This window comes from Nonomuraea sp. NPDC050022, from assembly GCF_044460705.1.
Classification (GTDB): Bacteria; Actinomycetota; Actinomycetes; order Streptosporangiales; family Streptosporangiaceae; genus Nonomuraea.
The window spans coordinates 921826-942775 of the sequence record NZ_JBITKE010000004.1 but is presented as its reverse complement, the minus strand read 5'-3'; the positions used below and the strand labels follow the sequence as shown (position 1 = coordinate 942775).

16 protein-coding genes and 1 pseudogene are annotated in these 20950 nt (G+C 69.4%); 12 read left to right on the top strand and 5 right to left on the bottom strand.

The genetic code is table 11. The features are described from left to right. Nucleotides 1–72 precede the first annotated feature (72 nt). From ACIBO2_RS21245 to ACIBO2_RS21235, 3 genes are all read left to right on the top strand, one after another. Nucleotides 73–537, top strand: a complete 465-nt coding sequence (locus ACIBO2_RS21245) for a DUF2000 domain-containing protein (protein ID WP_358550318.1) — start codon at nucleotides 73–75, stop codon at nucleotides 535–537. A 121-nt stretch (nucleotides 538–658) separates the two neighbouring features. Next, on the top strand, nucleotides 659–1381 hold the full coding sequence (locus tag ACIBO2_RS21240; protein ID WP_358550316.1) for a glycosyltransferase family 2 protein: 723 nt from the start codon (nucleotides 659–661) through the stop codon (nucleotides 1379–1381). Nucleotides 1382–1400: 19 nt separating this feature from the next. Beyond that, entirely contained in the window at nucleotides 1401–2372 is a 972-nt protein-coding gene (locus ACIBO2_RS21235; RefSeq protein ID WP_358550314.1) for a 2-dehydropantoate 2-reductase N-terminal domain-containing protein, read from the top strand. Here ACIBO2_RS21235 and ACIBO2_RS21230 read toward each other — a convergent pair. Continuing rightward, complete coding sequence (locus ACIBO2_RS21230) at nucleotides 2338–2865, bottom strand: DUF6886 family protein (RefSeq protein ID WP_358550307.1); 528 nt, start codon at nucleotides 2863–2865, stop codon at nucleotides 2338–2340. The two genes, ACIBO2_RS21235 and ACIBO2_RS21230, sit on opposite strands and share 35 nt — an antisense overlap. Nucleotides 2866–2971: 106 nt before the next feature. Here ACIBO2_RS21230 and ACIBO2_RS21225 point away from each other — a divergent pair, with 106 nt between their 5' ends. Further along, on the top strand, nucleotides 2972–3454 hold the full coding sequence (locus ACIBO2_RS21225) for a hypothetical protein (RefSeq protein ID WP_358550305.1): 483 nt from the start codon (nucleotides 2972–2974) through the stop codon (nucleotides 3452–3454). A gap of 115 nt (nucleotides 3455–3569) precedes the next feature. Further along, complete coding sequence (locus tag ACIBO2_RS21220; RefSeq protein ID WP_397298526.1) at nucleotides 3570–5465, top strand: nitrate- and nitrite sensing domain-containing protein; 1896 nt, start codon at nucleotides 3570–3572, stop codon at nucleotides 5463–5465. Nucleotides 5466–5512: 47 nt separating this feature from the next. On the opposite strand, the gene ACIBO2_RS21215 is transcribed toward ACIBO2_RS21220, so the two are convergent. Then, entirely contained in the window at nucleotides 5513–6253 is a 741-nt protein-coding gene (locus ACIBO2_RS21215; RefSeq protein WP_358550301.1) for an MBL fold metallo-hydrolase, read from the bottom strand. Nucleotides 6254–6262: 9 nt separating this feature from the next. After that, the gene (locus tag ACIBO2_RS21210; RefSeq protein ID WP_357653584.1) at nucleotides 6263–6406 is read right to left on the bottom strand and encodes a hypothetical protein; all 144 of its coding nucleotides are present in this window, start codon (nucleotides 6404–6406) and stop codon (nucleotides 6263–6265) included. Nucleotides 6407–6853: 447 nt separating this feature from the next. Here ACIBO2_RS21210 and rho point away from each other — a divergent pair. The 3 genes and pseudogenes from rho to ACIBO2_RS21195 all read left to right on the top strand — a co-directional run. Beyond that, nucleotides 6854–7906, top strand: a pseudogene (gene rho / locus ACIBO2_RS21205) (transcription termination factor Rho); the annotation flags it as partial. Between the two features lie 43 nt (nucleotides 7907–7949). Continuing rightward, nucleotides 7950–8966 (top strand): putative RNA methyltransferase, encoded by a 1017-nt coding sequence (locus ACIBO2_RS21200; RefSeq protein WP_358550299.1) that lies wholly within the window; start codon nucleotides 7950–7952, stop codon nucleotides 8964–8966. A gap of 141 nt (nucleotides 8967–9107) precedes the next feature. Beyond that, complete coding sequence (locus ACIBO2_RS21195; protein WP_358550297.1) at nucleotides 9108–10874, top strand: prolyl oligopeptidase family serine peptidase; 1767 nt, start codon at nucleotides 9108–9110, stop codon at nucleotides 10872–10874. Between the two features lie 88 nt (nucleotides 10875–10962). Here ACIBO2_RS21195 and ACIBO2_RS21190 read toward each other — a convergent pair whose 3' ends face one another. Next, a complete protein-coding gene (locus ACIBO2_RS21190; RefSeq protein ID WP_358550295.1) occupies nucleotides 10963–12507 on the bottom strand; it encodes a GAF domain-containing SpoIIE family protein phosphatase in 1545 nt (514 codons plus the stop codon). 120 nt (nucleotides 12508–12627) lie between these two features. Between ACIBO2_RS21190 and ACIBO2_RS21185 the strand changes: the two genes are divergently transcribed. The 4 genes from ACIBO2_RS21185 (at nucleotide 12628) to ACIBO2_RS21170 (ending at nucleotide 19699) form a co-directional block, all read left to right on the top strand. Continuing rightward, nucleotides 12628–16803 carry a HAMP domain-containing protein gene (locus ACIBO2_RS21185; RefSeq protein WP_358550293.1) on the top strand — a complete coding sequence of 1392 codons (4176 nt, stop codon included), beginning with the start codon at nucleotides 12628–12630 and terminating at the stop codon, nucleotides 16801–16803. A gap of 3 nt (nucleotides 16804–16806) precedes the next feature. Continuing rightward, entirely contained in the window at nucleotides 16807–17436 is a 630-nt protein-coding gene (locus tag ACIBO2_RS21180) for a response regulator (RefSeq protein ID WP_357957483.1), read from the top strand. 164 nt (nucleotides 17437–17600) lie between these two features. Beyond that, nucleotides 17601–18251 carry an IS607 family transposase gene (locus ACIBO2_RS21175; protein ID WP_358550291.1) on the top strand — a complete coding sequence of 217 codons (651 nt, stop codon included), beginning with the start codon at nucleotides 17601–17603 and terminating at the stop codon, nucleotides 18249–18251. Continuing rightward, nucleotides 18248–19699 carry a hypothetical protein gene (locus ACIBO2_RS21170; protein ID WP_358550289.1) on the top strand — a complete coding sequence of 484 codons (1452 nt, stop codon included), beginning with the start codon at nucleotides 18248–18250 and terminating at the stop codon, nucleotides 19697–19699. Before ACIBO2_RS21175 ends, ACIBO2_RS21170 begins: the two co-directional genes overlap by 4 nt. A gap of 32 nt (nucleotides 19700–19731) precedes the next feature. On the opposite strand, the gene ACIBO2_RS21165 is transcribed toward ACIBO2_RS21170, so the two are convergent. Next, complete coding sequence (locus tag ACIBO2_RS21165) at nucleotides 19732–20946, bottom strand: NYN domain-containing protein (RefSeq protein WP_358550386.1); 1215 nt, start codon at nucleotides 20944–20946, stop codon at nucleotides 19732–19734. Nucleotides 20947–20950 lie beyond the last annotated feature (4 nt).

The following is a 20950-nucleotide window of genomic DNA, read 5'->3' as shown; positions in this document are numbered from 1 at the left end:
TGCCACTCCAAGTTGTTGATACAGCAGAGAAAAGTGCAATCTCCCCTCATAAGTTCGGAGAAGGAGAGAAGGATGACCGCGCTCGCAGACTGGATCGACAGCCTTGACCACCGTAGCGACCTGCCCACCCGGGAGCTCCCGGTGAAGTGGGTGATGGTGATGGACCGCGACCTGCCCCGCGGCCTCCAGGCGAACGCCGCCGCCTGCCTCGCCGCCTCCGTGGGCCGTACGGTGCCCGCGATCCTCGGCTCGGGCGGCACCGACGCCGGCGGCAACACGCATGCCGGGCTGCCGTGGATCGGCTGCACGGTGCTGGCCGCGCCGGCCGCGATCGTCAGCCGGGTGCGGGCCGAGGCCGCCGCCGAGCCCGACCTGGTCGTCACCGACATGGCGGCCATCGCCCAGCGGACGAACGTCTACGACGACTACTTGGCCGAACTCGCCCGCACCGAGGACCCGCCCTACTACGCGGTCAGCCTGCTCGGCCCGCGCGCGGTGGTGGAGCGCCACACCGGACGGCTTCCTTTGCTCCGCTAAATATCCGGGTGCCTCAGTTACGCGAAAACCCGGGACTATATAAGCGGACATATGCATATATCCGCAATCGATGCAAGAAGCTGTCAAGCGGCTTGCATGCGGGCCAGCGCACCTTCGGGGCATGAACAAGCCCTTCGCCGTGAGCGTCACTGTAGTCGTTCCTGCGATGAACGAGGCCGGCAATCTCCCTCACGTCTTCGCGACGCTGCCCACCTGGATCGACGAGGTAGTCCTTGTCGACGGCAACTCGACCGACAACACGGTAGCCGTGGCCCGGCGGCTCCGGCCCGACCTGCGCGTGGTGGCGCAGTCGGGACGCGGCAAGGGCAACGCCCTCATTGAGGGATTCGCGGCGGCACGTGGCGACATCATCGTCATGATCGACGCCGATGGGTCGACCGACGGTGGAGAGATTTTCTCCTTCGTCAGCACCCTGGTTCAAGGCGCCGATTTCGCCAAGGGCTCCAGGTACGCCCCCGGCGGTGGCTCCGACGACATCAGCCCGCTGCGCTCGCTCGGCAACAAGGTCCTCACGGGCCTGACGAACCTGCTGTACGGCACCCACTACACCGACCTGTGCTACGGCTACAACGCGTTCTGGGCCCGCCACCTGGACGCGATGGCACTGGATTGCGACGGTTTCGAGATCGAGACGCTGATGAACGTCCGGGCCGCCCAGGCCGGACTCCGCATCAGCGAGGTGCCCAGCCACGAGCACTCCCGCATCCACGGCGAGAGCAACCTGCACGCCGTACGCGACGGCTGGCGCGTACTCAAGACGATCCTCCGGGAGCGCACCAGAGGAGCGGTGGCTCCGCACGCCCAGGTGGCGCTCGCCGAGTGAACGGTGACATTCTCGGACGATGCGCTACATAGTCATCGGAGCAGGAGCAGTTGGCGGCACTATCGGGGCACGGTTGTTCCAGGGCGGGCACGAGGTCGTGCTGGTCGCGCGCGGCGCCCACTATGAGGCGCTGAAGAGCGGCGGGCTGCGCCTGATCACGCCCGACTCCACCGAGACCCTGGACGTGCCCGCCGCCGATGGCCCCGTGCCGACGCGCGACGACGACGTGCTGATCGTGGCGACCAAGTCGCAGGACACGATCAGCGCGCTCGACCCGTGGCCCAGGCACCTGCCGGTGGTGTGCGCCCAGAATGGCGTCGACAACGAGCGGACCGTCCTGCGGAGGTTCGAAAAGGTTTACGGCATGTGCGTGTGGCTGCCCGCCTCGCACCTGGAGCCCGGAACGGTCGCGGCCTTCGGCCACCCGTACTCGGGCATGCTGCATGTGGGACGTTATCCACAGGGTGTGGATGAAATCTCCCGGCAGCTCGTCACCGACCTCAACAAGAGCGGCATGTACGGGCTCGACGCACCAGACGTCATGCGCTGGAAGTACGCCAAGCTGCTCGGCAACCTGAACAACGCCGTCGACGCGGTCTGCCGGAGCGGTTCCGGTGGCGAGGCGCTCACCGAGCAGGCCAGGGCCGAGGGCATGGCCGTGCTGGAGGAGGCGGGCATCCCCTACGCCACGCCGAGCGAGCAGGCGGAGGTCCGCGGCAACAAGGTGGACGTGCGGCCGATCGAGGGCATCGAACGCGGCGGCGGATCCTCCTGGCAGAGCCTGGCCAGGTCCAGCGGCTCGATCGAGGCCGACTACCTCAACGGCGAGATCGTGCTGCTCGGCCGCGAGTACGGGATCCCGACCCCGGCCAACGAGGTGCTCCAGCGCGAGGCCAACCGCCACGCGCGCGAGAAGCTGCCGCCCGGCTCGATGTCGGCCGCCGAACTGGCCGCGCTCATCGACGAGCGTTCCGCAGCCGTATCCCGCTGAAGCCCAGCGTGCTGGCCGTCACCTCGTTCCAGAACGGCCAGAGGTTGTCCAGCACGCGCAGCTGGATCCCGGCCTCCTCGTGCAGGTCCAGGAGATCCGGCACCGGCTCAGCGGGGCCGAGCGGCTTCACCGGCACCTCGGCCACGAGCGCGTGCCCGTCGTCGCCGATGGCGCGGAAAGGGCCGGCGGGCAGCCGGTAGGCGTATAGACCGACGTCCATGAGCGCCTTGAGCCAGCCGTACTCGATGGCGTGCACCCGGTCGCCGCTGCCCGCGCCGATGATCCGGTCGGCGTCGGCCGTGGTGGTGCCGGCCGTTCTCCAGGCCATGGCCCGCGGGCAGGCCCGCGGGAACCAGTAGTCGGGACAGCGCTCGTAGCCGACCGCCCAGACGTACGGCTCGCGCAGGGCGGAGGTCGGCGCCACGTGCGGCACGAAAAGCTCGATCGTCGGATCCTCGGAGAAGTGCAGCACTTGGCCGGGCTCAGGTCTCATGATCTCCATGATGACCGGGAACCCCGGCCAGATCGGCGATTGCGCGGCATAGTCCGCCCGAGCCGGGGCAGTAGGGACTCGCTCTGACGACAGGGAGTGAGCTGAAATGATCTTGCTGGGTCTACTCCTGGTCCTGCTCGCCGGTGGCGCCATCGCCTTGGTGGCCGCCGAGGAGACCTCCAGGTACATTCTGTTCGGCTACACGTTCGAATTCAATTCGTTCGGCATGTTCATCGCCGGTGCCGTGACCACGGCCGTGCTGCTGCTGGGCATCGCGATGATCAGCTCCGGTTCCCGCCGGTCGGCCAAGCGGCGCCGCCAGAAGCGCGTGGCGCGCGCCGAGGCCTCCAGCCGGGTGGCCCGGCTCGAAGAGGAGAAGCGCGAGCTGGAGCGGAAGCTGCAGCACGAGCACGCCGCCACGCGCGAGCCTGAGCACGCGGGCGAGCCGGACCTGGGCGAGACGCAGAACCTGCGTGTACCCGAGCAGCTGCGCGCGCCTGAGCACGCACGCCGGCCCGAGCCTGTGCACGAGTCCGAGTCGACCGACCGGCTCGTGGCCGGTGGCGCCGAGAACACCAGGCGGCGGTAGCCCTGAGCGCGGCAGGCGCGGGGGCGTCAGGGCCCTCGCGCCGAGCCGTCGCCAGAAATCCCGGCAAAAGGGGGTGTACTCTGCGAGGCGATCTCATCATGCCTCCGGAGGTCGCATGCCCCCCACGCGTGGCCGTCCCATCGCCATCAAGCTCCTCATCCTGCTGATCGTCCCGCTCACGTCATTGGTCGGCCTGTGGGCCTTCGCGGCGACACTGACCGGCGGCGACGGCCTGCGCCTGCTGGAGATCAACGATCTGGTGACGAACCTGGCCGACCCGTCCGAGCAGATCAACGTCGAGCTCCAGAACGAGCGGCTGGCCTCCGTCGAGTTCCTGACGACCAAGCGCGGCACCACCCAGCTGGCCAGGCAACGCGCCCAGACGGACAAGGCCATCGCGGACTTCCGCAAGCTGGCCGGCGACCAGCAGGCCATCTCGTCCGGGATGGCCGTGCAGCTCAGAGCGCTGTACGACCAGCTCGACGCGCTACCCGCGATCCGCCGCCAGGTCGACGGCGGGAACCCCGCCCCGCTCGACGTGATCGACGGCTACAGCCAGATCGCCGACGCCTCCTTCCGCATGTACGACGCGATGATCCTCATGCCGGACATGACGCTCTATCGGCAGGCCCGCGCCGTCACCATGCTGGGCGAGGCCAAGGACCTGCTGTCGAGAGAGCGGGCGATCATCGCGGTAGTGCTGGACAGGGGCAAGGCGACCCCCCTTGAGCGCCGGGAGTTCACCGGCATGGTCGCCACCAGGCGCCTGCTCTACACCCAGGCGCTGTCCCACCTCGACTCCGAGCTGCGCGGGCCGTACGAGCAGCTGGTCTCCTCGCCCGCCTACCGCGAGTTCATGCGCGCGGAGGACGCCATCATGGGCCAGGCCACCACGAACGGCCTGCCCGCCACGGCGGCCACCTGGCCCGTCGACGCGAGCAACCTGTGGACGGCCGTCGATCGCAACCAGCGCCAGGCCGTACGGGAGATCACGCAGCGCGTCACGCCCACTGCCGTCAACGTGCTGATCAAGATCGGCGTGGCGGGCGGCGTCGGCCTGCTCGCGGTCCTCGCCTCCATCCTGCTGTCACTCCGCTTCCGCGGCCGCCTGGTACGCGAGCTCGCCGGGCTCCGCGACGCCGCCACCGAGCTGGCTGAGGTACGCCTGGTGGCGCTGGTCAAGCGGCTGCGTACGAACGTCGGCGCGCCGACGCCCGACGAGCTGCCGCCGCTGGAGGTGAAGACGGACACCAGCGAGGTGCTCGACATCGTGCAGGCGTTCAACAACGTTCAGGCCACGGCCGTGACGGCGGCGCTGAGCCAGGCCAGGCTGCGGCACGGCGTCAGCCAGGTCTTCGTCAACCTGGCCCGGCGCAACCAGACGCTGCTCCACCGCCAGCTGCTGCAGCTCGACAGCATGGAACGCGGCGCGGAGGAGCCCGAGACGCTCGGGGACCTGTTCAAGCTCGACCACCTCACGACCCGCATGCGCAGGCACGCGGAGAGCCTCATCATCCTGTCCGACCAGGCGCCCGGCCGGGGCTGGCGCAACCCGGTGCCGATCCACGACGTGCTGCGCGCGGCCGTGGCCGAGGTCGAGGAGTATCCGCGGGTCGAGGTGCTGCAGCCGCCGCCCGTCTCCCTGGTCGGCTCGGCGGTCACCGACGTCGCCCACCTGATGGCCGAGCTGATCGAGAACGCCACCCTCTTCTCGCCGCCGCAGACCCGGGTGGACCTGCGGACCACGATCACCCCGCACGGAGTGATCGTCGAGGTCGAGGACCGCGGTCTCGGCCTGACCAGGGTCGAGCTCGACGAGCTCAACACGCGGCTGGCCGAGATGCCGGAGTTCGACCTGGCGCAGAGTGACCAGCTGGGGCTGTTCGTGGTGGCCAGGCTGGCGGCCAGGAACGGGATCAAGGTCACGCTGGACGTCTCGCCGTACGGGGGGCTCACCGCGCTCGTCAGCCTCCCCGCCGACCTGCTGGCCGACCAGCCCGTACCCGCCTGAGGACTCTCCTACGGGGAGCTGAGGTCCAGGAACGGGTCTACAGGGAGCTAAAGGTCCAGGAACGGGTCGCTGAAGTGGGCGGTGGCCAGGACCGCGCGCTCGGCCCGCAGCGCGCCGAGCACCTCGGCGCGGGTGGCGGCCGCCGCCGCCTGGTCGTCGTCGTAGACGTAACGGACGCTCGGATCGGCCAGCTGCGCCGGGTGCAGCACCAGGTCGCCGGTCATCGCCAGCTCGCCCAGCCGGACGATCTGGTGGCCGGGGGTGTGCCCCGGGGTGAGCTGCACGCGTACGCCCGGCGCGACCTGGCAGTCGCCGTCGACCACCTGCAACTGTCCCTTGATGGGAGTGACGATCTGGTCGAGCATCGCGCCATGGGCCGCGTCGACCTCGGCTTGCTGGAGAACGTACCTGGCGTTCTCGAACAGCGGCCGGCCGTCCGCGACCGCGCCACTGGCGTGGTCGCTGTGCAGGTGCGTGAGGATCACGGTGCCGACGTCGGCCGGTTCGACCCCGGCGGCGGCCAGCTCACCGGGCAGTGTCCCCGGCACCGGCGCCCAACTCGACGCCGGTGAGTCCGCGGCGCCGATGCCGGTGTCGACCAGGGTGACCCGGCCGGCCCGGTCACGTAGCAGGTAACAGTGGAAGTGCAGGATCCACGGCTCGTCCGCGAGCCCTCCCCCCGGGAACATCTCGGTGAGCGGGCGGCGGATCGCCGGGCCCATGGGACCCACGGCGTCGCAGAGAGGCGTCACTTCGACGCCGGAGATCGTGCGCGGTTTGTGTGGCATTCGCCCAGATTAGGCGGCCACGCGCTGGCGCGGAACGTACTCGTTCTCGACGTCGGCGGCGTAGACGGCGCGGCTGCAGTGGGCGCACCGATAGATGATCGGGCCCTCGTCGAGCTCGTTGTGACACCGCGGGCAACGGGTGCTGGTCTTCATCGTGATCCCCCCAAGGAGTTCGTGGTTCTATGAAAGCCTCATCGGATTGCAGCGGCCCTGCATCTCACTTGACAGGTTGCCGGTGCGTTGATGGGCGATCTGTGTCGTCGTGCACACCTGCTGCGGGTAATTCGCAGCACTCCGGCACCGAGAAGAACTTTGTGAGAGGAACATTGTTACGCCGCACCGCCGGCGGCGAGGCGGAAGAGCCGAGAACCCCCCGGGAATAGCCCAAGCGGGCTAGGTGTTGTATGGGCCGGAACGTGTGATACGTTGCCAGCGGCGTTGAGCTTCCAGCTCCGCCACTTCCCTCATAGCCCGCCCCGGTTTCCCGGGCCCGGCTCATTCTTCACACTCGCCGGCTTTCTTCGGCGGTGCCCTCAAGGAGGGTTCATCATGTCTGTTCAAACCATTCCCAAACCGCGCTCCGGTGCGCCCATTCGGCAGGTCAGTGGCCTGCTCGACGTGCGGGAGAAGGGCGCCTTCATCCGCGCCGGACACCTGCCCGGCCCCGATGACGTCCGCGTGCCGCCCGACCGGGTCAGGCAGCTCGGCCTGCGCCCCGGCGACCACGTCGTCGCCACCGTCGCGGGCGGCAAACCGGTCGAGGTCGAGTCCGTCAACGGCACCGCCGACTGGCGGCACCGCCCGCACTTCGCGGACCTGATCCCGATCCACCCCACCGAACGCCTGCGCATCGAGACCGAGTCGCTCAGCACCCGCGTCATCGACCTGTTCGCGCCCATCGGCAAGGGCCAGCGCGGGCTCATCGTGGCCCCGCCCAAGGCCGGCAAGACCATGGTCATGCAGGCGCTCGCGGCGGCCATCGCGCGCAATCACCCGGAGACGCACCTCATGGTCGTGCTCGTCGGCGAGCGGCCGGAAGAGGTCACGGAGATGCGCGCCTCCATCAAAGGCGAGGTCTTCTACTCGACCTTCGACCACCCCGACCGCGACCACACCGCCGTCGCCGAGCTGGCCATCGAACGCGCCAAACGCCTCGTGGAGAACGGCGAGGACGTCGTGGTGCTGCTCGACTCGCTGACGCGGCTCGGGCGCGCGTACAACAACCTGGCCCCCGGCGGGGGCCGCGTGCTCACCGGTGGCATCGACGCCACCGCGCTCTACCCGCCGAAGCGCTTCTTCGGCTCCGCGCGCAACGTAGAAGGCGGCGGCTCGCTGACGATCCTGGCCACCGTGCTGGTGGACACCGGGTCGCGCATGGACAACAGCCTGTACGAGGAGTTCAAGGGCACCGGGAACATGGAGGTGCACCTGGCCCGCGACCTGGCCGAACGACGCCTGTTCCCCGCGGTAGACCTGGGCATCTCCGGTACCCGCCGAGAGGAGATCCTGCTGCCGGCCGGCGAGCGGCAGGTGATCTGGAAGCTGCGCCGGATGCTCGGCGCGCTCGATCGGCAGCAGGGGCTGGAGCTACTGGTCGGCAAGCTCCGCGAGACACCCTCCAACGCGGCCTTCCTGCTTGAGGCCGGCGCCTGACCCCCTGGCGCGTCAGGTCCCCCCGGGCCATGACAATGGGCGCATGCTTGCTGACATCATCAAATACCTGGCCTGCCCCGTCTGTGCCCGTGAGATGTGGTCGGCGGGTGACACGCTCCGCTGCGCCGAAGGCCATGCGTACGACGTGGCCAAGCAGGGCTACGTGAGCCTGCTGGTCGGCTCGCGGACGCCGGGAACGGCGGACAGCGCGGCGATGGTGGCGGCGCGGGCCGAGTTCCTGGGGACCGGACACTACGCTCCGCTCGCCGACGCGCTCGCCGAGAGTGTGCGGTTGAGGATATTCGGCGCCAATGGCCGGGAAGACGATGCTTTCCGTAGGGATAGGTTCTCGGCACTGCCGGACGCGGCGGCCGAGAAGGCGTACCGTAGTGCCGCAGTGGCTCGTGGAGCAGGGACGGCGTGGCAGGGCGCCGATCACGCGCCGGAGCCCGTGATCGTTGATGCCGGAGCCGGGACCGGCTACTACCTGGCGACGGTGCTGAGAGCGGTGGACCGTGGCATCGGGATGGCATTCGACGTTTCCAAGCACGCCGTGCGGCGTGCCGCTCGGTCACATCCGAGGGCGGGGGCCTTCGTGGCCGACGTGTGGCGGCCGTTGCCCATCAGGGACGGGGTGGCCGACGTGGTGATCGACGTGTTCGCGCCGCGGAACGGTCCCGAATTCCGGCGCATTCTGCGGCCTGGCGGCGCGGTGATCGTCGTGACACCCGCTCAGGCACATCTGAGCCCGCTCGTCGAGGAGTTGGGGCTGCTCTCCGTCGACGAGGAGAAGGAGCGGCGGCTGGCCAGGAGCCTGGAAGGCTTCGAGGAGACCGAGCGGCGGCCGGTCGAGTTCGATCTGGAGCTGGGTCCCGACGAGGTCGCCGGCGTGGTGGGGATGGGGCCGAGCGCGTGGCACACTGAGCCGACCGAGCTGGCGGAGCGGATTTCCAGCTTTCTGTCACGGTTTCCTGTGAAAAAGCGGGAAAAAGTGGCGGCCAAGGCCGCGTTCCACCTGTCTATCTTCGAGGCCCTGCCGCGATCAAGGGCTGTTCCTTGACGGACATCTGGGACTCGTGTTAATGATGGGGCATTTAGTCCGAAATTCCCCCACATTCCCGGAGTATTTCCGCGAGACAAGCGCAATACTGGACGGCAACCCACGCCCGGAGGCGGGGCGAGAGGGAGGGGGGCGCGCCGGATGAAGGCCGAGGAACGCTGGCAGGCCAGGTTCCGAGCGTCGCGCATGACGTTGCCCTCCTGGGCACGGCTGGCCCCGAACCGCTCGATCTATCGCTCCAACGCCACCGGCACCTGGGAGGTCTACGCCTGGGACCGCGCCAGCGGCGCCAACCGCCAGGTGACCGACCGGCCCAAGGGCACGGCCCACGCCGCGATCGACCCCACCGGCCAGTGGATCTACTGGTTCGCCGACATCGAGGGCGACGAGTTCGGCGTGTGGTGGCGCCAGCCGTTCACCGGCGGCCCAGACGAGCAGGTCGCTCCCGACCTGGAGCCCGGCCAGCCGGGCGGCATCGCCCTGTCCATGGCGGGCCACGCGGCGATCAGCCTGGCCAGCGAGGGCTCGTTCAGGATCCATCTGGTACGGCCCGGCGAACCGTCTCGCCTGCTGTACGAGCACGCCGAGGCGGCCTGGGTAGCCGACATGTCCCTCGACGGCTCACTAATCGCGATAAATCATGCCGAGTATGGCGACTTCCGTCATCCGGCGCTCCGCGTCGTACGTCCGAACGGCGACGTCGTCGGCGAGCTCTACGACGGCCCCGACAAGGGCGTGATCGGCCTCAAGTTCGCCCCGGTGCCGGGCGACCGCCGCATGCTCGCCCTGCACGAGCGCCGCCAGCGTCAGGCGCCCCTGGTCTGGGACCCGGCGACCGACGAGCAGCGCGAGATCTGGATGAAGGACTCCGGCGAGCTGACCGCCAGCTGGTACGACGACGGCCGCGGCCTGCTGATCCTGCGCGACAACCGCGCCCGCAGCTACCTGCACCGCTACGACCTCGCGGGCGGCGGGCTGACCCTGCTCGAGACGCCCCACGGCGTGATCGACGCCGCGGCCCCGCGCCCCGGCGGCAACGTCGAATACTCCTGGTCCAGCGCCTCCCGGCCACCGGTGATCCGCTCCAGCAACGGCCAGGTCGTGCTCAACTCCAGCGGCCCCTCGGCGCCGCCGAGCGTGCCCGTCGAAGACCTCGACGTGCCCGGCCCCGGCGGCAGGATCCACGCGCTGGTCTCCCGCCCCGAGTCCGGCGCCGCGCCGTTCCCGACCGTCTTCCTGCTGCACGGCGGCCCGACGACGCACGACCGCGACGCCTTCTCCCCCGAGGTCGCGGCCTGGGTGGACGCCGGCTTCGCGGTGGTGCGGGTCAACTACCGCGGTTCGACCGGCTACGGCTCGGCCTGGCGCGACGCGCTCCACAGCGACATCGGCCACATCGAGCTGGCCGACGTCGCCGCCGTACGCGAGCACGTCGTGGAGCGCGGCATCGCCGACCCCGCCAGAATGCTGCTGACGGGCACCGCCTGGGGCGGCTACCTCACGCTGCTCGGCCTCGGCACCCAACCCGAGCTGTGGACGGCCGGCATCGCGGCGGTGCCGATCGCCTGCCACGAGACCTCCTACGAGGACGAGGCCGAGAGCCTGCGCGCCTACCACCGCGCGCTGCTGGGCGGATCGCCCGACGAGCAGCCCGAACGCTATGCGGCCAGCTCCCCGATCACGTACGTGGACCGGGTAGAGAGTCCGGTGCTGATCCTGGCCGGCGAGAACGACAGCCGCTGCCCGCTGCGGCAGATCGAGAAGTATGTGGCGAAACTGGCCGAGCACGGGCGGGAGCATGAGGTTTACGCCTACGACGCCATCCGCGGCTCGCTGGTCATGTCCGAACGGATCGCGCAAATCGCGCTACAGCTTGAATTCGCCCGCAAGCATGTAAATCCACACTGATAATCGACAATTCGCCAAGTCGGCAGTCAACCGAAAAGGCGCATGAGGGTCAGTGGCGCGCCCATATCAGTGAGCGCGCCCATCAAGATCAGCGGGCGCGGAGGACCACGATCGCGAGGTCGTCCGCGCTCGGCTCCGTGGCGAAGTCGGCCGCCCCTCTGCGGATCCGCTCGGCCACCGCGCGGGCCGACAGCCCGGCGCACTCGGCGAGCAGCTTGGCCAGCCCGCCGTCGTCGTCGAGCAGCCGCCCGCCCGAGCGCCGCTCCGTCACCCCATCGGTCACCGCCAGCAGCACGTCACCGTGGTCGAGATGCAGCGTGTCGGCCTCGAACACCACCTCGTGGAAGACCCCGAGCAGCGACTGCGGGGTCGTCACCGTCTCGACCACGCCGCTCGGCTTGAGGCGCAGCGCCTCGGGATGGCCGGCCGACACCAGGCGTACCTCCAGACCGGTCGGCACCGGCGTGATGTCGCCGTGCAGCAGCGTGAGGAACCTGGCCCGCTCGCCCTCCTCCAAGATCGCCTGGTTGAGCCGGCCGAGCACCGCCGCCACCCCGTAGCCCTCGCGGGCGAGCAGGCGCAGCGTGTGGCGGGCCAGGCCCGTCACGGCGGCGGCCTCCGGGCCGGTGCCGCACACGTCGCCGATCGCGAACCGCCAGGAGTCGTCGCCGGCCTTGAACAGGTCGTAGAAGTCGCCTCCGACCTCGTTGGCCTCGCCGGCGGGCTCGTACACGACGCCGTAGTCGAGACCGGGCACCTCGGGCTCGTTCGGCGGGAGCAGGCTGCGCTGGAGCGCCCGGTTGGCCGCGGCCTGCTGGGCGTAGACGCGGGCATTGTCGGTGGCCAGCGCGGCCCGCCTGGCGATGTCCTCGGCGAACTGGATGACCTCGTCGGGGAAGCGGTCGGGCCGGCCCAGGCACATCATGCCCAGGCCCCGGCCGCGCGCGGTCAGCGGGACCGCGAGCACCTGCGAGTCGGCCAGGTGAACGGTGGAGGTGACGTGGGCGTCGGCGATCATCGTGTCCATGTCGCCCAGCTGCTCGCGCAGCCCGTCGATCCTGGCCTCGTCGGCGTGCCAGAGGTAGACCAGCCGCAGCGGCCCGACAGCGGTGTCAGAGGTGTAGACGGCGCACCAGCTCGCCAGTCGCGGCACCACGATCTGGGCGATGATGGCGGGCACCATGTCGGGGTCGAGAGTGCCGGCGAGCAGGTCACTCGCGTCAGCCAGGAACCCCAACCAATGCGGTCCTCTGGCGCTCTCCTCCAGCCATTCGGATGCCACTCTGTCCGTCGAGCCGGGTAGCGTGAGTCTTGCCCAATGGACACGAGAATCACCTGCGAAGGTGATTCCCCACTCCTCCACCCCCACAGACGGAGCCTTCGGGTCGCCCTGTGAGGTGCTCCGCTGTCTCAACTCGACCTGCACGGCGTCACCAAAATGCTTCCAGATGACTTCGAACGGCTCGTCCACCACCTGTTGTGCCAGGTCACCCGCGACCTGCTCGGCCAGATGCAGCACGCTGCCGACCGCCCAGGCGGTCATCACCTCACGGGTGAACCTCATCGCAGCCGTCACGGCGGTGTCACCGGGCGCGAACGTAGCGGCCAGCACCGCATGGGGAGTAGCAGTCATCGCATCGTGCCTACCACACTTCCTGCTGACTTGGGGTAAATCCAAGGACGCGACTATGAGCTACTCATCGTGACAGACTTGACTCACTCGCGGTGGCACCCCGGGAGTGAAGGAGGCCCCATGACAACGGCCAAGACCGCACTGAGCTCTGAGGAGAGGACCTACACCGAGTCGGATCTCGTCCCGATCCTGGAGACCCTCTTCTCCTGGCGCGACGGCGACTTCCGCCGCCGGGTCCCGCATGCCCCGGCCGGCATCCTCAGTGAAGTGCGGTTGCTGCTCAACGAAGTGGCCGACCGTCGCGAACATCTCGCCAACGAGCTGGTGCGCGTACGCAAGGAAGTTGTCAAGGAGGGCCGCTTCGGCGAGCGGCTGACGCCGGGGCCGGGAGTCGGCGCCTGGGCGGAGAGCGTCGAGTCGGTCAACATGTTGATCGACGCCCTGGTGAGCCCGGTGAGCGGTGCCGCCGACGTGATCGACGCGGTGGCCAAGGGCGACCTGTCGCGGCGGATCGACCTCGATCGCTCGGCCCGCGGCGAGGTGCGCCGCCTGGGCAAGGCGATCAACGGCATGGTCGACCAGCTCGCGCTGTTCAACTCCGAGGTCACGCGGGTGGCCAGAGAGGCCGGCACCGAGGGCCGGCTGGGTGGCGGCGCCAACCTGCGCGGCATGTCCGGCAGCTGGCGCGACCTGACCGAGGCCGTCAACACGATGTCCTCCCGGGTGGCCGCGCAGGTGCGTGACATCGCGGTCGTGACCACCGCCGTGGCCAAGGGCGACCTGAGCCGCAAGGTGACGGTCGACGCCGTGGGCGAGATGTTCGAGCTCAAGAACACCGTCAACACGATGGTGGACCAGCTGTCCGGCTTCGCCGAGGAGGTCACCCGAGTCGCCCGCGAGGTCGGCACGCAGGGCCAGCTCGGCGGCCAGGCCCGGGTGTCGGGTGTGTCGGGCGTCTGGAAGGACCTCACCGACAACGTCAACTTCATGGCCAACAACCTCACCAGCCAAGTACGCAGCATCGCGACCGTGGCCACGGCGGTGGCCCAGGGCAACCTGTCGAAGAAGATCACCGTCGACGCGGAGGGCGAGATCCTCCAGCTCAAGGACACCCTCAACACGATGGTCGACCAGCTGTCGTCCTTCGCCGACGAGGTGACCCGAGTCGCCCGCGAGGTCGGCACCGAGGGCAAGCTGGGCGGACGCGCCGAGGTGAAGGGCGTGTCGGGCGTCTGGAAGGACCTCACCGACAACGTCAACTCCATGGCGTACAACCTGACCTATCAGGTGCGCAACATCGCCCAGGTGACGACGGCCGTGGCCAACGGCGACCTCACCCGCAAGATCGACGTGGACGCCCAGGGCGAGATCCTGGAGCTCAAGTCGACCATGAACACGATGGTCGAGCAGCTGTCGTCGTTCGCCTCCGAGGTGACCCGAGTCGCCCGCGAGGTGGGCACCGAGGGGCAGCTGGGCGGCCAGGCACAGGTACGCGGCGTCTCCGGGGTCTGGAAGGACCTCACGGAGAACGTCAACTCCATGGCCAACAACCTGACCTCCCAGGTGCGCCAGATAGCGGCGGTCTCCTCCGCGGTGGCCCAGGGCGACCTGTCGAAGAAGATCACCGTCGACGCGCAGGGCGAGATCCTCCAGCTCAAGGACACCCTCAACACGATGGTCGACCAGCTGTCGTCCTTCGCCGACGAGGTGACCCGAGTCGCTCGCGAGGTCGGCACGCAGGGCCAGCTCGGCGGCCAGGCCCGGGTGCAGGGCGTGTCGGGCGTCTGGAAGGACCTCACCGACAACGTCAACTTCATGGCCAACAACCTCACCTATCAGGTGCGCAACATCGCCGAGGTGACCACCGCGGTCGCCAACGGCGACCTCACCCGCAAGATCGACGTGGACGCCCAGGGCGAGATCCTGGCGCTCAAGACCACCATCAACCGGATGGTCGACCAGCTGTCCTCGTTCGCCTCCGAGGTGACCCGAGTCGCCCGCGAGGTGGGCTCCGAAGGCCAGCTCGGCGGCCAGGCGCGGGTCGAGGGCGTGGAAGGCACCTGGAAGCGGCTCACCGAGAGTGTCAACGAGCTGGCCGGCAACCTCACCACGCAGGTACGCGCGATCGCCACCGTGACCAGCGCCGTGGCCAGAGGCGACCTGACCCGTTCGATCGCCGTCGAGGCGCAGGGCGAGCTGGCGGAGCTCAAGGACAACATCAACTCGATGGTGGCCAACCTCCGCGAGACCACCCAGGCCAACCAGGAGCAAGACTGGCTCAAGTCCAACCTGGCCCGTATCTCCCGGCTCATGCAGGGCCACCGCGACCTGTTCGAGGTGGCCAAGCTGACGATGAGCGAGCTGACGCCGCTGGTGTCGGCCCGCTATGGCGCCTTCTACGGCGTCGATCCCGAGGGCGAGCACGAGCTGCTGCTGATCGGCGGCTACGGCGTACGCCCCGACCGGGGCCCGCGCCAGCGCTTCGCGGTCGGTGAGGGCATCGTCGGCCAGGCCGCGGCCCAGGGCCGGCACATCGTCCTCGACGACGTGCCGCCGCGGTTCATCACCATCGACAGCGGCCTCAGCCAGTCGACGCCCGCGCAGATCGTCGTACTCCCGATCCTGTTCGAGAACCGCGTCCTGGGCGTGCTGGAGCTGGCCTCCTTCACCCCGTTCGGCGAGGTGCACCTCGACTTCCTGACCCAGCTCGTCGAGACCATCGGCGTCACGATGAACACCATCATCGCCAACTCGCGCACCGAAGACCTGCTGACGGAGTCGCAGCGGCTCACCCGCGAGCTGCAGGAGCGCTCCGACGAGCTGCAGCGCCAGCAGGAGGAGCTGCGCAGGTCCAACGCCGAGCTGGAGGACAAGGCGGCGCTGCTGGCCAAGCAGAACCGCGCCATCGAGATCCAGAACTTCCAGATCGAGCAGGCCCGCCGCACGCTGGAGGAGCGCGCCGAGCAGCTGGCCGTGTCCTCGCGCTACAAGTCCGAGTTCCTCGCGAACATGTCCCACGAGCTGCGCACGCCGCTCAACAGCCTGCTGGTGCTGGCCAAGCTGCTGACCGAGAACGCCGAGGGCAACCTGACCTCGCAGCAGGTCGAGTTCGCCAGGACGATCCACGGCGCGGGCTCCGCGCTGCTCCAGCTGATCAACGACATGCTCGACCTGTCCAAGGTCGAGGCCGGCCGAATGGACATCCATCCGATCCAGGTGTCGCTGCCGAAGATGGTCGACCTCCTGGAGGCGGCGTTCGCGCCGCTGGCCCAGGACAAGGGGCTGGCGTTCGCCGTCGAGGTGGACCGCGACGTGCCGCAGGAGCTGCGCGCCGACGAGCAGCGCCTGCAGCAGGTGCTGCGCAACCTGCTGTCCAACGCGGTGAAGTTCACCCCGAAGGGTGAGGTGAAGCTGCGGGTCACGCCGGTTTCGGCGGGGGTCCAGTTCGACGACGACACCCTGCACAGCGCCCACGACCTGCTGGCCTTCCAGGTGATCGACACCGGCATCGGCATCGCGCCCGACAAGCGCGAGGTCATCTTCGAGGCGTTCCGGCAGGCCGACGGCACCACCAGCCGCAAATACGGCGGCACCGGGCTGGGCCTGTCGATCTGCCGCAAGATCGCCAGGCTGCTCGGCGGTGAGATCCACGTCGACAGCGAGCTGGGCAAGGGGAGCACGTTCACCCTTTACCTGCCAGCCTCCTACACCGGCCCGCTGGCCGAGACCGACAGCGACGCCGTGGTCGAGCGCAGGCAGCTGCTCGCCGTGCCGGTCGAGGAGACGGCGGCCGCGCTGCACGAGCCGCCGATGCCGCTCGACCTGCCGCTGCCCGAGCTGATCGAACCGCCCGCCGAGACCAGCCAGTGGCACGGCGACGACCCGCTCAACGGCGCGAAGATCCTCATCGTCGACGACGACATCCGCAACGTGTTCGCCCTCACCAGCGTCCTCGAACGGCATGGCTCCACGGTCGTCTACGCTGAAAACGGCCGGGAAGGAATCGAACAGCTCGAACGGAACGAGGACGTCGCTCTCGTGCTGATGGACATCATGATGCCGGAGATGGACGGCTGGGCCACGACCTCGGCCATCAGGCGCATGCCGCAGTTCGCCGATCTCCCGATCATCGCGTTGACCGCCAAGGTCATGCGGGGCGATCGCGAGAAGAGCATCGCCTCGGGCGCGTCCGACTACGTACCCAAGCCCGTCGACGTCGACCGGCTGCTCGAACGGCTGCGCGGTTGGCTCGGCCGCGGGCGGTCGACCGGCGAGTCCACCGCCGAAGGGGCGTGATCCATGCCGGATCGTGCCAAGATCCTCCTGGTCGACGACCGCGAGGAGAATTTGATCGCCCTCGAAGCGATCCTGAGCTCGCTCGACCTGGTGCCCGTACGCGCCAGGTCCGGCGAGGAGGCGCTCAAGGCGCTGCTCAACACGGAGTTCGCGCTGATCCTGCTCGACGTGCGGATGCCGGGCATGGACGGCTTCGAGACGGCCGCCCACATCAAGCGGCGGGAGCGGACCCGCAACATCCCGATCATCTTTCTCACGGTGGTCGACAGCGCGCCCGACTACGCCTTTCGCGGCTACGCGGCGGGCGCCGTCGACTACCTGACCAAGCCGTTCGACCCGTGGGTGCTGCGGGCCAAGGTGTCGGTGTTCACCGAGCTGTACAACATGAACAAGCGACTGGCCGAGCAGGCGTCGATGCTGCGCGAGCGGCTGAGCGGCGAGCTGCCGCCGGGCGCGGGTGACCAGGCGGCGATCCTGCCCGAGCTGTCGCGGCGGCTGACGGCGGTGGAGGACGAGCTGGGCAGGGTGCGGGAGCTGGCCAACAAATCGCACGACCCGACGCTGTCCGTCCCGCTCGCCGACCTCGCCGACCGACTCGCCCACCTGCGCTCCGGCTTCGACGCCCTGTCGTAGGCCGCCGCGCCGTCTCTTGTCCGTCCCCGAGGCGCTGAGATCGTTCTCAGAGGCGCGCTGGCGTCTGGACCGCAGCGGGGAAAGGAACTCCGGGCTCAGAGCGGGTCAGGGTATGAGCCGCTTCTCATATTCGCTATGAAAGGCTAACTTTCAGCTATGATCTCTTGCTGGCCTTGTTGAGGTTGGCGGCGGCGGCCAAACGTCTGGGTGTGCACCCGACTACGCTGCGCTCGTGGGCCGATCAGGGCCAGATTCGCTTCGTCTGGGTGGGCAAGGCGCAACCTGAGCGCCGCTTCGACGAAGCGGACCTGGATGCCTTCGCCGGTGTTGCGGCCTCTTCGGTGCGGGAGCGGGTCGAGGTCGCCTACGTACGAGTGTCCGGGGCCGCCGGGCAGGAGACGTTCCTGGCGGCGCAGGAAGATGAACTGCGGCGTACTAGCCGGACCGGGATCGTGAAGGTGTACCAGGACAGGGCCTCGGGGTTGCGGGAGAATCGCCCTGGCCTGAACAAGTTGCTGGCCGATGCCGTGGCGGGGAAGTTCACCGTGGTCCGTATCACCCATCAGGATCGGCTGGCGCGGTTCGGGGTGGCCTGGATCAGCGCGCTGCTGGCTCGTGACGGGGTGAGCGTGGAGGTGCTGCACGCCAAAGGCAGCGCCGGTGGCGTAGAGGAACTCCTGGCCGACTTCATGGCGCTGACCGCGACCTTCGCCGGCCGCATGTACGGCATCCGGTCGCGCGAGGCGCGCAAACGGCTGCTGGCACAAGCCGATACCCGCATCAATGCGGCCTCACCGCCTGAGGCGGGCGTGTGAGTATCCTCACCGCCACGGCCATCTGCACCGCCCATGGCGCGATCGTGGACTCGACGGGCCAGGTTGTTGCTCAGCGGTTGCTGGCGCAGCGGGTGAGCTGGCTGACCGCTCTGACGGCCGGTCTGACTGACGATCTGGTCACCACCCGGTGGACGGCGGCGGATCTGCAAGCGTTGGCGGCCGGGGTGGGGTTGGACGGGCGGGCGTTGCCGGCCAAGGGCTGGATGGCCGTGCGGCGACTGGGCTGGGGCCTGGCCCCCACGCCCGGCCTGCAGGTGTGTGATCGCGTGCTGCGCTGCGCCCAGGAACAGGCCGGGCGCACCCTGCGACTCGCGCTGTACCGGCGCGCGCTGGTGCAGGCCATTGTGGCGACCTGGCCACAAGATCCGCGGGCACGCACCGACGCCGAATGGGAGGCGCTGCGCGCGCTGCTGCCGAAGGCGGTGGGCGTGGCGGAGATTCGCAACCGTACCCGGCAGATCCGCGCCAGCCTCGATGAGCAGGGCGTGTTGCGGGCCGATCTGACCGATCTGGAGCAGGCGCCGGCCAGTGCGGCGCAGATCGTGCTGGCGGCGGCCGACCGGCAACTGCTCACCCTGGAACGCACCGGCGAGCGCGGCGCCCGGCTACGGGTGAAACTGCCCCTGGTCGCCTCACCCACCCGCCGCGCGGACTGGGCCTGGCACGTGCTGCCCATCGCCTTGCCACCAACCGTGGCCGCGCAGGCGAAACTGTGCGCGCCCACCCTGCGCGTGCACAAGGGCCGGGTACGCGTCGATCTGCCGTTCCAGACCCCGATCGCCTTCGCGCCCGCCACCGGGCACGTGCGCGGCTGCGGCTTCGATTGGGGCGTCAACAAACTCCTGACCGGCGTGACCGGGAGCCTGGCCGACGGCGCCGACGGCCAGGTGATCTCCGATGGGCGGCCGCTGACCTATGACGCGAGCGGCGTGTCGGCCAAGCTGGGCCGGCTGCGGGCCGAGCGGGAGTACCTGGCCACCAAACGCGCCCATCAGCAACGCCTGCTGGCCGGAATCACGCCCGCCGATTCCCGCTTCACCGAACTGGACACCGCGCATGAGGTCATCTGTGCCACCCGGGCGGCCCGGCGCGCCCGCCGCACCCAAACCGACCTGCACCCCCGCCCAGCGGCGCGAGACAGATCCAAGAACCGTCCCACCCCCAAACGACCCACCCGCCCCACACGCGCCTCCAAGACCTCCAGCCGTGTGCCCGACCGGCGCACGGTGCCGCCCCACTCCCCACAAGGAACGGACAGCGTCCGGCGGGCCATGCACCCCAGCCGGGACGGCACACGCCGTACCGGACAGGGCATGTCAGGAACTCACCACCGGACCGGCTTCCACCACGCCAAAACCACCCCTGTACTCGCGCTCACCGCACACAGGGGCGGCCCAAGCCAGGCCACGCCCACCCGACTTACCTGATCCCTTCAGGCAACCACAGAGAATTCAAGACGCTAGTGCCTGGCGCGCTCCAAGGCGTCCCAGAAGCCGCGGCGCAGCGCGTGGCGTACCTCGTCGTGCAGCAGGAAGTCGATCGGCAGGGACGATCCCTGGAGTAGGCGAGCCTCCAGGTCGGAGGGCATCCGCGGCTTGCGCGCGAGCACGGCCTCCAGCCACAGGGCCGGCGCGTCGCGGGCCACGGACTCGCCGAAGTCGTGCCCCTCGCGATGGGCGGCCTTGACGGCGTCGGACAGCGTGGTCGCCCCGGCCGTGGCGGCCGAGGGCTGGGAGACCGGCGCGGGCTGCGGGCCGGTGTAGGCGCCGAGCTGCGAGGGCTGGTACGTGCCGCTGGACTGCGGCGGCGGGGGCTGATAGGTGCCGTTGGACTGCGACGGCGGCGGTTGGTAGGTGCCGTTGGACTGCGACGCGAACTGCCCGGTCGTCGGCGCCTGCGGCTGCTGCGGGATGGGTCCGGTCACCGGGGCGGCCGACGGCGTCGGATCGGGCTGATAATTGGCGTAGCTGGGCGGCGACTGCTGGCCACGCCCCGCCGACGGCATCGCGCCGTTGGCACCGGACTGGCTCGCTCTGTCGGCGGCGTGGCTGCCCCCGCTCGGCTGGGCGGGCGGCAACTCCCGCTGCGCGTGGCCGTTACTGGCCGACTGGTGATGTCCGTTGGACGCCTCGATGGCGCCGGCCACCATGTTGACGTAGGGGCGCAGGTGGACGCCGCCCAGCTCGATGATGTCGTCGCTCTCCTGCATGAGCGTGCGGGAGGCCGCCCAGCTGCCGTCCACCGCGATGTGCACCACGGTCACCCGGACGCCGAGGTCCTGGGCGTCACTGACGACCTGGGCGAGGTCCTCGTCACCGCTGACCACGACGGCGTCGCAGATGGCGCTGTTGCGGGCGAGGGTCATCAGGTCGCGGTGCACCTGGGCATCCACGCCTTCGCGCCGACCGGGACGGATGCGCGAGAGACGGAGCTTGAGGCCGGGGATGTCGGCGAGCACGTCGTGCTCCGGAGTACGGCGGGCTTCGACGGTCGCCTCGTACCAGTAGCACCGCAGCATCGGCAGGCCGGTGCGCTCGCGCGAGAGGTTCGACAGGAGCTGCAAGAGCCCTGGATAGTCCCAGGCCACGGCTTCACGATGGCGGGTGCCATGCACGGCCATCGCGCCGTCGGCCAGCAGATAGCCAGCGTCCACGAACAGCGCGCAGCGATCCACTGAC

What these genes read in the sequence shown, in the direction of transcription:
- ACIBO2_RS21195 (WP_358550297.1), top strand. Translation starts at nt 9,108, where the DNA reads ATGAAGGCCGAGGAACGCTGGCAGGCCAGGTTCCGAGCGTCGCGCATG.
- ACIBO2_RS21245 (WP_358550318.1), top strand. Translation starts at nt 73, where the DNA reads ATGACCGCGCTCGCAGACTGGATCGACAGCCTTGACCACCGTAGCGAC.
- ACIBO2_RS21225 (WP_358550305.1), top strand. Translation starts at nt 2,972, where the DNA reads ATGATCTTGCTGGGTCTACTCCTGGTCCTGCTCGCCGGTGGCGCCATC.
- ACIBO2_RS21240 (WP_358550316.1), top strand. Translation starts at nt 659, where the DNA reads ATGAACAAGCCCTTCGCCGTGAGCGTCACTGTAGTCGTTCCTGCGATG.
- ACIBO2_RS21230 (WP_358550307.1), bottom strand. Translation starts at nt 2,865, where the DNA reads ATGAGACCTGAGCCCGGCCAAGTGCTGCACTTCTCCGAGGATCCGACG.
- ACIBO2_RS21235 (WP_358550314.1), top strand. Translation starts at nt 1,401, where the DNA reads ATGCGCTACATAGTCATCGGAGCAGGAGCAGTTGGCGGCACTATCGGG.
- ACIBO2_RS21215 (WP_358550301.1), bottom strand. Translation starts at nt 6,253, where the DNA reads ATGCCACACAAACCGCGCACGATCTCCGGCGTCGAAGTGACGCCTCTC.
- ACIBO2_RS21200 (WP_358550299.1), top strand. Translation starts at nt 7,950, where the DNA reads ATGCTTGCTGACATCATCAAATACCTGGCCTGCCCCGTCTGTGCCCGT.
- ACIBO2_RS21180 (WP_357957483.1), top strand. Translation starts at nt 16,807, where the DNA reads ATGCCGGATCGTGCCAAGATCCTCCTGGTCGACGACCGCGAGGAGAAT.
- ACIBO2_RS21220 (WP_397298526.1), top strand. Translation starts at nt 3,570, where the DNA reads ATGCCCCCCACGCGTGGCCGTCCCATCGCCATCAAGCTCCTCATCCTG.
- ACIBO2_RS21210 (WP_357653584.1), bottom strand. Translation starts at nt 6,406, where the DNA reads ATGAAGACCAGCACCCGTTGCCCGCGGTGTCACAACGAGCTCGACGAG.
- ACIBO2_RS21185 (WP_358550293.1), top strand. Translation starts at nt 12,628, where the DNA reads ATGACAACGGCCAAGACCGCACTGAGCTCTGAGGAGAGGACCTACACC.
- ACIBO2_RS21190 (WP_358550295.1), bottom strand. Translation starts at nt 12,507, where the DNA reads ATGACTGCTACTCCCCATGCGGTGCTGGCCGCTACGTTCGCGCCCGGT.